Raw genomic sequence first — 11,868 nt, forward strand, 5'->3', positions numbered from 1 at the left:
CAATCGCTGCGCGCGTGGTAGAAAAGCTTCTTGAGAGGGGCCTGGAGCCCGAAGTATGGATGAGCGCAAATGTTCCCGGTGGAGATGAGAGAAATAAAAGATATATAGAAAAATACTCTGAAAAGATTAAATACCTTTAAAAACACACTATTTTTTAAAAAATTCTTCTTCAAGGCCCTAGTATAAATGGAATAACACCAGTTATCAACGTAAGGACAGCTAGAATCTTTACAGCAGCTGTGGTTGCAGGGTAAGACGGCTTGGGCTCTCCTTTACCCCAGTATAACGCCTTAATAAGGCGTACGTAGTAGGCTGCAGCTATGCCCGTGTTGAGAAGCGCTAGGCCTGTCAGCCAGGGAGCCTGTGACGCTGGCGCGAGGAACAGATAAAGCTTCCCCCAGAAGCCGGTCAGAGGAGGCATTCCCATGAGGCTGAGAGTTAGAATGGCAACCGATGCGGATAGGAGGGGGTCAACTTGTCCGAGACCGCCGAGCTCGTTAAGCAGGATTGGTCTCCCTTCTTTCTTCCTGAGAGTTTTTGCGAAGAGGAATAGGCCTGTCTTGGCCAAAGAGTAAGCCAGGAGCTGTATGGCGAGACCGTAGAGCGCGTATCGATGAGTCTCGCCTCCCTGGATTGCCAGGGAAGCTACGCCTATCAAGAGGTATCCAGCCTGAGCAATGCTGCTGTAGGCTAAGAGTCCTTGGAGGCCTGGCTGTAGTAGAGCAGTTATATTCCCATACGTCATTGTCAGAACAGCCATAGTGCCGAATAGAAGAGTCCAGAGATCTCTAGCGCTAGGAATGAGTGTAACTGACAACTTGTAAAGAACTAGAACAGTAGCAGTCTTGGAGAGAGGCGCTATAACTGAGATTGGTAGAGGATCCGCGTAGCCATAGGCATCTGGCAGCCAAGCATGGAATGGGAAGACACCAATTTTGAAGCCAACAGATGCTAGTATTAGCGTCATGAGTCCCAGAGCTGTGGTTATAGCTAGGGGTGTATGTGTGTAGAGTGATAGGGTCCCCGTGGAGGATACAAGTATTCCAAGGAAGAGCAGGAAAAGATTGGTAGCTGCAAGGCCCATCAGCCCGTACTTGGCGGCCCCACTAGCTGAGAAACCATCGCGCGGGATGGCCATCAAGGCGTAGCTTGAGACGGAGAAGAGCATCCATGACGCAAAGAGCATGAGTATGCTTCCCGACCATGCGATTCCCAATAATCCTAAAACAGAGGCTGCAACGAGCAGGAATAAGCCGCCTGGATGCTTGTATTCACGGGACGGGTCGCGGAATCCTATCAAAGCAATTATCATGTCTAATAGAGCTATAAGGAGAAGTGCTTGCGAGAAGGCATCTGTGGAAACTTCTCCGATGGGCTGCGAAGGTGGGTTGAGTAGTGATATCCCGTTTAAAATCGAGGCTAAGCCTAGGGAAATGATGGTTATAGTGAAGGATATGTTATGTTTTCTTTCAAGAAAGAGCGTTAAGAGCATACTCGAGAAAAGCACGATGATGCTTGCAAGGAGGAGCTCCGTCGTCATACTAGATCACCCACAGGATTATGATAAGAAGGATTATCGAGAAGCCGAGCCAGAAATAGATGAGGTAGTGTGGGGCACGCCCTGTCTGCATCTGCTTGAAGCCAGACCAAAGTGCCTTGAAGCCGTTTACAAGCTTCACGTGCAGGATCGCGTCATATGCTGACTCAATGAGTCTCGTTGAAGTAGAGAGAGCGATGAAGGACGCGGGCAGTACCCTGTGATAGAATGTGTCAATTACTCCCCTGTCTATATATTTCGACGTGAAGCTTGACAGGGCTTGGAATCCGGCCACTATTGTCCTGTAATAGACAGCGTTGAGGTACCACCTGTCGTAGAGGAAGCCGTGCAGGGATGATAAAAGCTTGCTTGCCTGAATACGGGGATAGGGAGTCCATTTCTTGGAAGAGTATAGGTACAAAACAACGAGAAAACCACCCAGGGCTAAGGTTAGGGTTGCCTCCGTGGCTCCCGAAATCCCGGTATGCTCTGTCAACCTTAGTTGTCCTTGAACCCCAAGCGTGTGCTCCAAGAGGCCTTCTATTCCAGTGTTTAGAATAGGCCATGCGAGGCCGAGGAGAAGGCTGAGAACGCCGAGAAATAGGTAAGGTACTAACATTGCAGGACGGGGTTCATGGACATGCTCGGACTTTGGAGGGCCCGTGAACACTCTAGCGAATACACGAGCTGTATAGATTGCTGTCAGGCCAGCTGTTGTGACTGCTAGGATTGTTGGAATGACTAATCCATCCTCTGCTGTTAGGTGAATTATTTCATCTTTGGTCCAGAACCCGGCAAAGGGAGGGATGCCGGAGAGGCTCAAAGCTGCTAAGAGGAATGCAATAGTAGTAAGCTTCATGGATGCTGCTAGTCCACCCATGTCGTCTATAAACCTGCTGTGAACAGCATGTATCACCGCGCCTGCAGCAAGGAAAAGCGCGGCTTTGAATACAGCGTGACTCATAAGGTGCGAGAACCCTGATGATAGTCCCCCCAGGGAGCCAATGGCTAGTGTTCCAGCGGCAACGCCCAGGAACATGTAGCCGAGCTGGCTGGCGGTGGAAAACGCTAGTACGAGCTTTAGCTCTCTGCTGACGATAGCCATTGTAGCCATTATGAATGCTGTGAATGCGCCGAGAAGCGCGATGTTCTCCAAGAAGGATGGAATGATATTGGGGGCTCCTATAGCGTTCAGGGCTAGGTGTGCGGCAACTAGGAAGGGTGCGAAGCGTAGTAGAAAGTAGACGCCGGCTTTGACCATCGTGGCTGCGTGTATAAGGGCGCTTACTGAGGTGGGACCGGTCATAGCCGTCACCAACCACTCGTGGAAGGGAAACTGGGCACTTTTCGCTATCGCACCTAGGAAGAGAAGCCATAGGAAAGCTGGCAATACACCCGCAGTGAAGAGCCTAGAGGCCCAGGTAGCTTTAGAAACTTCTGAAAGAAGCGTTGTCCCTAGTAAAGTGTGGAGCGTGGCTATGCCAAAGATCATTCCGACGTCGCCTATCCTTGTAAAGGTGAGTGCTCTTAGACCAGAGTGGCTTGGCTCAAACCACATCGGTATCCCGAGGGCCTTCCTTCCTGGATCTCCTACCCATCTTTCTTCTTCGTCTGTGAACCAGTGCCCTATAAGAGCGTAGCTTGCTAAACCCGTACCCTCCCAGCCTACAAACATAGCTAGAAGATTGTCTGAGAGGATGAGGAGCATCATGCTTCCCACGAAGAAGGTGAAAAAGATCCAGTATCTGGTCTCCCCTCCCTCTCCCCTCATGTATTCATAGCTGTAAACGGCTATCAGGAAGCTGAGCCAGGAGACGACTAGTGCCATGAGTGTTGAGAGCCCATCGAAATAGACGCCTACATTGACGCCAAGTGTTTTGATCCAGGTGTAGGACAAGTGTGGCTCGTGGCCCGTGAGTAATTCTAAGAGGCCGAGGGTTGATGCCAGAGCTGAGGACAGGATGCCCGTGATGGCTATTATTGATTTAGCCTTCCAGGAAGCCTTTGAGAGAATCAATACCATGAAGGTCGCAATGTAAGGGCCGAGCCATGCAAGCAAGAGTGCTTCGGTCAACTCGCTTCACCCCTGATTCTAATGCGGCGTTATCTGTGAGAGCTGGGTTACCAGTGGGTCGATCAGCGGTGAGGCTAAAAGGAATGAGAGTACTCCGAGGGCAGCAAGGATAACTAGAGGAACCAAGAGCTGGCTTACCGCCTCGTGGGCGTTGCCCACCTTTAACGAGCCGTAAAAGACTCGCTTCATCGTGAGGAAGGCATAAGCTGTCGAGAGACCTATGCCTATTAAGAGTGCAACGGCTACTCCGACGTACCAGGCCGTGCCAAGCCCAAGGGCTTTTTCAACAACCCCACGGATTATAAGGTACTCGCTCCACAAGCCCGCCGTGGGAGGTATGCCTGTTATATGCATGAAGCCGAGAAGCGCTAGCGCAGCAGTATACGGCATTTTCTCGGCTAACCCTCCCATTTTGGTGATGTCCCTAAGGCCATGGTATGTGACTATAATTATCCCAGCGACCCCGAAGAGGATTGCTTTCCCGAACGCATGAACCATATAGTGTAGAAATGTGCCTGCGAATCCGTAAGACGTGACTGATGAGAGTCCTAGCAATAGATAGCCCATCTGTGATATACTGCTGTAAGCAAGAAGCCTCTTGAAGTCTGTCTGGTTTAGGGCCATGAGACCACCATATATTATTGTGGCTAAAGCCCATACGGCAAGGAGTGGGCTGTTTGACGCGAAGGTGTTAGGGAAAACTACGTAAACTATTTTGAACATCATGGCTGCGCCTAGACCGATGAGGTTAGGGCTTAGGAGTGCTGAGATCGGTGTGGGGGCCTCCGCATGTGCGTAGGGAAGCCACATATGTACACCAAGGACTGCAAGCTTAACGGATAGGCCGATGATCATGAGCCAGAAGGCATAGACGGCTAGAGTTATTCCTTCACCCATTCCCAGTTTATATCCACTCGTCATATCTATGAAGTCGAATCCCTTCTGGAACCCCACTGTAAGAGCACCTATCAGGAACAGTAGTGCGCCTACATGGGTCCATAATAGGTACATGATCGCTATTCTTATCCTGTCGCCATAACCGTAGAAGGCTATTAAGAGAAAGCTGGGTATGAGTGTGAGTTCTAGGAAGACATAGAATTCAATAATGTTTGTAGAGAGAACTGTTCCTATCATGGCCAGCGAGAAAAGCTGGAACAAGAAGTAGTAGGAACGCCATCCAGGAGGACTAATTCCTTCGTGTTTCATTTCCTCGTAGCGGTGATGCATGTAGGGTAGGCTGTAAAGTGCTATTAGAGCCGTTGTTACCGCTATGGAGAAGGCCACGAGGAACGATGGTGCGTCGAGGAGTAGACCGAACGTTCCTAGCCCGACAACGTTGAGGCTTAGAGGATCACTCCATGGTCTACTTGCCGCATGAATAACGTAGGCGGCTAGCAGGCTTCCCGCCGAGACAAATAAAGAGCCGGAGGCCAATAGCGCTGTGATCTTCTTATCTTTAAAGAAAAGTATAAGCAAAGCCGACGCTAACGGGGATAACAACGCTATCCATAAAAAGGGTATGCTACTCAACCTCCTCACCCCTTAAACCAGGAACCTGATAAACATCCACATGTTTAAGCCTCCTAAATAAAAGAACAAAAATAGAAACCAATACTCCCACCTCAACACTACTGAGTGATATTGCCAGAATAGCAAGAGAAGAGGCCAGCTCGGGGCTCCTCGTTGATAAAGCCAGGACGGCTAGAAGCACCCCGTTAAACATGACCTCAAGCGAAATTAACACCTTCACCGCGCTCCTGCTCGAGATGGCTCCAAAAGCACCGGCCTGTATTAGAATAGCTGAAACGACAAGTAGGGACTCCATGATCATGTGTTACCCACCTCATCACCAGAGGCCAACATGATACCGGAAACTATCAGGACTGCCAAGGAAATCGTAAGGAATATTATTGCGAGGGGGTTTTGATGGAAGAGATACTCCCCCAAGCGCTCAAGATCCAGGTTCACTACATTTATCGTATATCTCTGAACTTCGAAAAATAGCGCTAGAAGAGATGCGGCCAACAACGTAGAGGTTAAGAGTGCTGGGAGTAAGGCTTTCTTCTCGAGGCCTGCCGTGCGACCTATTAGAACTACTCCGAAGACTACGAACATGACTGTTGCCCCCACGTAGACTAATGCATGAAAAACACCTATGAAGCCGTAGCCAAGGAGCGCTATCAGTGATGCGGTCGAGAGGCCTGTAACACCTAAAAGTATAGCGGCGTAAAAGTCTTCTTCCGACTTGACCGCATATACTGCAGAGAATATAGCTGCTAGGGAGCTCAACAGGAAGCTTAATTCTACGCCACTAGGCAGGCTCATGTCTCAACCCCCTCTCCTCATCTATTACTGTTTTCAGTTTTTTGGCCCCCTCAGCGACTACTGGGGATACGGGCTCTTGCGAGAATTTTTCAGGAGTGAAAATCATTTCTTCTAGCTGTTTGAAAGCTACGTCGTGAACCTTTGTCATCTCCAAAGCGTTTTGAGGACAAATGTCAACGCAGAAACCGCAGAAAATACAGCGCTGATAGTTCACGCCTGGCCTCCCCTTCTTGTCCTCACGGGTACGATACATCTTCATCGCGCCAGCTGGACAAATCATGGCGCAGAGACTGCACTGGATGCACTTCTCCGGGTAATACCTTATTAACCCTCTATAACCCGTCGGAAGCTCTATGTACTCCTCTGGATAGTACACTGTAATGCGATTCGGTGATATAAGGTACTTTAGACCCGTCTTTATGGCCTTTAAATGTTTACCAAACGATTCAATAGGTTCAGACAATATTCACCACCCTTAAGAAAATTGATAGGAGAACAGCGATAAGTGATAGGGGAAGGTAAACCCTCCACCCCGCCCTTAAAGCCTGGTCGAGCCGGTACCTCCCGTAAACCGCTCGAAGGAACACTATGAATAACATCAGAAGGAATGATTTGATGAACAAGAATATTCCTGCCAATCCCGGGTAAATGGAGTATAGCGGTGTTATAACGGGGTTCCAGCCTGAGAGGAAGAGTATACTGTATATCAGAGTGAGAGAATAGAGCTTAAGGTATGCAAGCCCCATCCCTATACCGAAAATAATACCACTATACTCCACGTAGGGTCCAGCAACTATTTCCTGTTCACCCTCGACGATGTCGAAGGGCAACTTGCCTGCACTCATCACCATCCCGACAAAGAACGTAAAGGCTGCAATAGGGTTGAGAAGTAGTCCTGGTAGCCACTGCTTCGTGACTGCCTCTTCGAGATCAAGAGTCCCGTATAGAAGGCCCATTGCGAGAGCACTAAGGAAGACGACGGCTTCATATGCTAGCCCCATAAAGGCCTCCCTTACAGCGCCCTGGATGGCGAATTTATTGTTAGAGGCCCAGCCCATGAGCATTACGGAAAGCGGTATAGTGGATATCAGGGCCAGGACGGCGGGCAGAGAGTACTGAGACTTTATGGGTACGAAGCCCGGGGCAGAGGGTATAAATGCGAAGGGAACTATGGCGAGTGTTAGAGCCATAACCGGTGCAACTACAAAGGGAGTCTTGTCAGCAGAGTCTGGAATTATAAATTCTTGAAACATGTATCTGACTCCGTCTGCTAACATCTGCAAAACTCCTCCCAGCCTCCTGGTAACATAAAGAGGGCCTACGCGCATCTGTACCCTGGCTGCAATCTTCCTCTCAGCCCAGATTATGATGAGTAAGACCATGAGAGCCGTTAAAAGCCCTGGAAAGACTATCGGGGCGAAGACCTGTGGGCTTAGTACTATTTTCAATAACCATGTGATTATTCCTTCAATATTCATAACCCTCACCTATCACCCTCCGGCGGGAAGTAGTCGAGACTACCATAAATGGCTGGGAAATCCATAAACCTGTGACCGGGCATAAGGTAGCGGAAGAGGATCACGTTGCGGAAACTGGGTGTCACTACTCTTAGCCTGTAAGGTTTAGTGCTGCCCGCACCGGTAACGTGATAGAATATTTCGCCGTGCCCCATTTCGACCCTGCTTACGGCGTCCCCTTCGGGGAGTTTGAGAGAGGCAAAGATTCCGGGAAACTTGACTTGGCCTGTCTGTGCAACCTGCTGTCTTATGGCTGGTGGGAGCAGACGCGTATACTTCTCAGCAAAGATAGGGCCTTGCGGGAGCTTCTTAATTACTTGTCTTATAAGGCTCATGCTCTGCCTTATCTCCTCTACCCTGACCTGCATCCTGGCAAGGCAATCGCCGTCTTCACGCATAGGAATTTCAAACTCAAGGTCAGGGTAAGCTGCGTATCCCTCGGCAAGACGTGCATCGTACTTTACACCGCTTGCGCGGAGGTTTGGACCTACTATGCCAAGCCTGCTAGCCTCGCTCTTCTTTAAGACCCCTACCCCCTCGTACCTGGATCTGACCTGAGGGTTATCGAGGAAAATCTCCATGTAGTCTTTTAGTCTTCTCTCCATGTACCTTATAGCCTTCTCAGCCCTCTCGGGAAACGCCTGAGGCATGTCGCGCCTTACCCCTCCTGGAACGCTGTACGTATGGGTTAGTCGAGCGCCCGTGAGATCTTCCGCGAGCTGTATCCACACCTCACGGTCGCCGAAGGCCCACATGAACATCGTTGAATGATTTAGCATTATGCCGGCGATTCCTAAGCCGTAGAGGTGGCTTGAGATCCTGTTAATCTCGGACAGGAGTACACGCAAGTATTGGGCCCTTGGTGGCGCCTCTACGTCGAGGAGTTTTTCCAATGCGAGAACTAGGCCTAATGTGACGTTGTGGCTGTCTATTATTGTCATTCTCTCTAGAAGAGGTATAGCTTTTATGACCTCTCTACCTTCAGCCAGTTTTTCCATTGTTCTGTGTACGTAGCCTATGTCCGGATCCACACTTACGATTATATCTCCTTCGAGGCGGACTATGAAGCGCATGTGCCCTGAGGAGGGATGCTGAGGACCTATGAAGAGCTCATAGATGGACTCGTCTCCCTCCTTGGCGATGAGCCTACTGTAAACAACGCCGTTTTCACTCGAGGTCGACATAGATACCCTCCTCTTGCACCTTATAATCCTTGCGGAGCGGGGGTATTTCGGACCACCACGGGGGTAGTAGCAGGTGTCTGAGATCAGGGTTTCCCTCAAATACTACCCCTAGCATCTCCCAGGTCTCACGCTCCAGTAGTATCGCGTTGGGCCAAACATCTATAAGGCTCTCTAGTCTAGGATTATCACGTGGGACTCTTACACGTATTTCTAAGAGCAACGATCTTAGATCATCATTATAGCTTTCAGCGTGATAGACTACTTCGATCGTGTTGTTCTGCGGCCAGTCTATACCCTCGATGGAAACCAGATGGTCAAATCCAAGACTGATGGCTTCTTCGGCTACCCTCCGGAGACTCTCAGGGAGGGCTATGACTCTTACCCTCCTGTCGAGGACAGAGACCTGTACCCCCAGGCGGGTGAAGGTTTCCTCTAAGACCTTAACCTTCTCTCCTCCACTCACCCTTCCTCACCTTTTCCTGTAACATGATCACCGCCCGGGCAACTGCCTCTGGCCTAGGCGGGCAGCCAGGTATATAGAGCTCAACTGGGAGGATGTCTTTTGGCCTAACAATGTTATAGCTGTTGTAGAATAGGCCTCCATCTATAGCGCAGGCTCCCATGGCTATCACGAACTTGGGTGAGGGCATCTGGTCATATACTATCTTGGCGGCCTCACCCATCTTCTTTGTAAGCGTCCCCTCTACAACAAGTAGATTTGTCTGCCTGGGAGAGTTAAAAGGCAGAAAACCAAAACGCTCCGCGTCAAACCTAGGGGCAGAGGCTGCTGCGAATTCTGCTCCACAGCACGAGGTCGTAAAGTGCACGGGCCAGAGGCTGAAGGAAATAGCCCAGTCCCGCAGAGAACGGATGGGGGTCTTCTCGACAAGCCATTGAGCTGCACGGCGAGCTGTATGGTCAAGGTTCCCGATTAATAGCATGCTGAAGGGACAGGACATGAATTACACCTAGATTCGCCATAAACTTATCTCATCCGCCAGCTTGAGCCCCCACCAAACAACCGGGATGACTGCCAGTAGCATGGCCCCTACTATTACCAATCCTTGTTGAAGATTAGAGAATGGGAGAAGGTAGAGGAGAATTATTAGGGGTTCTATACCAAGATAGAGAATTAGATACCCGTAGTACTGGAAGGGGATACGTTTCTTAGCCTCACCCTTTGGAGGATTACCTGCCTCGTAGCGTAACCTTTTAAAGGGTCTCGCAGGACCTCGCTCGAGGAGAAGCGCTAAGAGTATAACGAGAAGTCCAGCTAATATCCCCAGGATGACGACTAGGAGCAGTGTCAAGGCGGGGCCCAGAGCTGTTCACCAGTATATTCTTCCGAGAAATTACTATAAATATTATGCTTGTTGAATATATCAAGCGCGAATTTTACATTTTTGTAAAAATTACCAAAAAATTTTAGAGTGCTAAAGACCAAAATAGGATACTATCGTCGGACAGAAAATGAATGCGACAAGGCTGAAGAGCACTAATAGGAAACTTGTAAGCAATGCAACTCTGTGTCTTAGATGCACAGCATCGTTGGAGCCGCTGGCAAGGGTGTAGAAGATGCGGAAGTAATAGGCGAAAGATATTATGATTGAAAACATGAAGCCAAGCCCTACTAGAACATTGAATTGGAAGAGCCCGACACCCATGTAGAGCTCACTCCAAAATGTTAATAGTGGAGGAGCTCCTGTGAGTCCCAGAGAGGCTAGAATAACCGTGAACTTTAGCACGTTGTTCTTCGAGGCCACTCCATAGAGCTTTGAGAGATGGCGTGTTCCATATTCGGCTAGCAAAACACCGGAAACTATGAAGAGGGCTGATTTTAGGAGACCGTGCGCGAATACATGTAGGAATGCGTAGACCGTCGCCAGGTTGTTGCCGGTAGCCCATGCCAGCAAGATATAGTTTACATTTGCAAAGCTGCTGAATGCCAGTAGACGCTTGAGGTCATCCTGCTTGTATGCGGAAAGATTTCCTATGAACGCACCTATTAGTGCGAGAGGTAGTACTATGTAGCGTATTAATTCTTCGCCGAATACCAGTCTATAGACTAGGATTGCTGCTGACTCGATAACCACACCTGACAATACTGCGCTTGCAGTGCTTGGCGCAGCCATGTGGGCGTCCGGGAGCCAAAAGTGTAACGGGAATAAGGCGGCCTCGGTCCCGAAACCTAGAAGGAGGAAAATCTTGGCTAATATGCTAGATGAGGGGACAGAGTGTATTGAAGTTGACCCAGTTTCTATGAATACAAGAATTATCCCTATTAGCGCTAGAGCCGTTCCAGCTCCGCATAGCATTAGGTATTTAAGTGCGGCTTCAGCGCCCTCCTTATTCCTATGGTATGCTGTCAGGGAGACAACCGCAGTGCTCAGGATTTCCCACTCAAGGAAGACTTTTACTAAATCTTTCGTGTGAGTTATCAGTATAGAGGAAACGCATAGGACAAGAATTAACAGGTTATGAGTCGATACGTCCTCTTCGATGAGAGAATACCCAGTCACAACTGCCGCGATTCCTATAAGCGAGGATGTAAGACCTATGAGTCCTACTGGACTTCTCTCGGAGAGTGATAGGCACAGTACGATTAAGAGTAGGATTGCCGCCATTGTCTTGGAAACCGGTTTCCTAAATCTCTGTGGTAGTAGCCTGACCACCAGGAATAGTAGAACGCCACATAGGCCGATATTGATCAATGCTTCCTCGAGCAATCTACATCACCCCCATAACTATAAGTAGGATAACGAGCAAGAGCCCGATTAGCCACAGTGTGTTGATGGAGGGTATACCTGTTTGTAGCTTGCGGGAAAGGTCCGATGCTAAATTGATTGCTTTAGATGCTATAATGCTGTAGGCTTCGTCTATGTAAAAGCCCTTATCGGCAATCTGTGCGAGAGGCTTATAGACTGACCTGACATACACGCACGTGTAAGAGTCCTTCCCCCAGAGGTAATAAGCTATTAGAATACCTAATCCCAATCCTAACAGGGCGCTGGGGTCTAGCTCGGCAAACTCAGCCGCTACACCTAGCATTCGGGAGGCTTGAGTTAAAATCAATATACCTGTGAAGGTGAGAATAGATAGGACTATGATGGGAACTATCATAGCCGGGTTGTGCTCCTGCATCTTCTTACGGGGAGCGCCTTTGAAGAGCCTAAAGTAAAGCCTGAATATATATAGAGAGGAGAGAAGAGAGATCGTGAACGCTAGCAGATA

12 protein-coding genes and 1 pseudogene are annotated in these 11,868 nt (G+C 49.2%); all 13 read right to left on the reverse strand.

The window, feature by feature from the left end:
• Positions 1-169: 169 nt before the first annotated feature.
• Positions 170-1,540, reverse strand: coding sequence for an NADH-quinone oxidoreductase subunit N (locus ACP5KC_RS05865; RefSeq protein ID WP_052884096.1), 1,371 nt, complete (start codon positions 1,538-1,540; stop codon positions 170-172).
• A gap of 1 nt (position 1,541) precedes the next feature.
• Positions 1,542-3,611 (reverse strand): NADH-quinone oxidoreductase subunit L, encoded by a 2,070-nt coding sequence (locus ACP5KC_RS05870; protein WP_428286960.1) that lies wholly within the window; start codon positions 3,609-3,611, stop codon positions 1,542-1,544.
• 18 nt (positions 3,612-3,629) lie between these two features.
• A complete protein-coding gene (locus ACP5KC_RS05875) occupies positions 3,630-5,141 on the reverse strand; it encodes a complex I subunit 5 family protein (RefSeq protein ID WP_273432987.1) in 1,512 nt (503 codons plus the stop codon).
• Complete coding sequence (locus tag ACP5KC_RS05880; RefSeq protein ID WP_052884098.1) at positions 5,134-5,442, reverse strand: NADH-quinone oxidoreductase subunit NuoK; 309 nt, start codon at positions 5,440-5,442, stop codon at positions 5,134-5,136. The genes ACP5KC_RS05875 and ACP5KC_RS05880 overlap by 8 nt, the downstream gene beginning before the upstream one ends.
• Entirely contained in the window at positions 5,439-5,936 is a 498-nt protein-coding gene (locus tag ACP5KC_RS05885) for an NADH-quinone oxidoreductase subunit J family protein (RefSeq protein ID WP_052884099.1), read from the reverse strand. The genes ACP5KC_RS05880 and ACP5KC_RS05885 overlap by 4 nt, the downstream gene beginning before the upstream one ends.
• A complete protein-coding gene (locus ACP5KC_RS05890; protein ID WP_052884100.1) occupies positions 5,923-6,399 on the reverse strand; it encodes a NuoI/complex I 23 kDa subunit family protein in 477 nt (158 codons plus the stop codon). The genes ACP5KC_RS05885 and ACP5KC_RS05890 overlap by 14 nt, the downstream gene beginning before the upstream one ends.
• Entirely contained in the window at positions 6,392-7,414 is a 1,023-nt protein-coding gene (gene nuoH / locus ACP5KC_RS05895; RefSeq protein ID WP_424739075.1) for an NADH-quinone oxidoreductase subunit NuoH, read from the reverse strand. Before nuoH ends, ACP5KC_RS05890 begins: the two co-directional genes overlap by 8 nt.
• A 5-nt stretch (positions 7,415-7,419) precedes the next feature.
• Positions 7,420-8,637, reverse strand: coding sequence for an NADH-quinone oxidoreductase subunit D (locus ACP5KC_RS05900; protein ID WP_052884101.1), 1,218 nt, complete (start codon positions 8,635-8,637; stop codon positions 7,420-7,422).
• The gene (locus tag ACP5KC_RS05905) at positions 8,621-9,100 is read right to left on the reverse strand and encodes an NADH-quinone oxidoreductase subunit C (protein WP_428286961.1); all 480 of its coding nucleotides are present in this window, start codon (positions 9,098-9,100) and stop codon (positions 8,621-8,623) included. Before ACP5KC_RS05905 ends, ACP5KC_RS05900 begins: the two co-directional genes overlap by 17 nt.
• Positions 9,078-9,596, reverse strand: a complete 519-nt coding sequence (locus ACP5KC_RS05910) for an NADH-quinone oxidoreductase subunit B (RefSeq protein ID WP_191118407.1) — start codon at positions 9,594-9,596, stop codon at positions 9,078-9,080. The genes ACP5KC_RS05905 and ACP5KC_RS05910 overlap by 23 nt, the downstream gene beginning before the upstream one ends.
• 9 nt (positions 9,597-9,605) lie before the next feature.
• Positions 9,606-9,947 (reverse strand): NADH-quinone oxidoreductase subunit A, encoded by a 342-nt coding sequence (ndhC, locus tag ACP5KC_RS05915; protein ID WP_424739072.1) that lies wholly within the window; start codon positions 9,945-9,947, stop codon positions 9,606-9,608.
• A 123-nt stretch (positions 9,948-10,070) separates the two neighbouring features.
• Positions 10,071-11,363: a complex I subunit 5 family protein gene (locus ACP5KC_RS05920; RefSeq protein ID WP_428286962.1), complete on the reverse strand. Its 1,293-nt coding sequence runs from the start codon at positions 11,361-11,363 to the stop codon at positions 10,071-10,073.
• A 1-nt stretch (position 11,364) separates the two neighbouring features.
• Positions 11,365-11,868, reverse strand: a pseudogene (locus tag ACP5KC_RS05925) (hypothetical protein); the annotation flags it as partial.

The sequence above is a fragment of the Infirmifilum sp. genome (genome assembly GCF_049970975.1).
GTDB classification, from domain to species: domain Archaea; phylum Thermoproteota; class Thermoprotei; order Thermofilales; family Thermofilaceae; genus Thermofilum; species Thermofilum uzonense.

Coding starts and splice junctions, on each gene's coding strand:
- nuoH (WP_424739075.1), bottom strand. CDS start 7,414: ATGAATATTGAAGGAATAATCACATGGTTATTGAAAATAGTACTAAGC.
- ACP5KC_RS05885 (WP_052884099.1), bottom strand. CDS start 5,936: ATGAGCCTGCCTAGTGGCGTAGAATTAAGCTTCCTGTTGAGCTCCCTA.
- ACP5KC_RS05910 (WP_191118407.1), bottom strand. CDS start 9,596: ATGTCCTGTCCCTTCAGCATGCTATTAATCGGGAACCTTGACCATACA.
- ACP5KC_RS05900 (WP_052884101.1), bottom strand. CDS start 8,637: ATGTCGACCTCGAGTGAAAACGGCGTTGTTTACAGTAGGCTCATCGCC.
- ACP5KC_RS05880 (WP_052884098.1), bottom strand. CDS start 5,442: ATGATCATGGAGTCCCTACTTGTCGTTTCAGCTATTCTAATACAGGCC.
- ACP5KC_RS05865 (WP_052884096.1), bottom strand. CDS start 1,540: ATGACGACGGAGCTCCTCCTTGCAAGCATCATCGTGCTTTTCTCGAGT.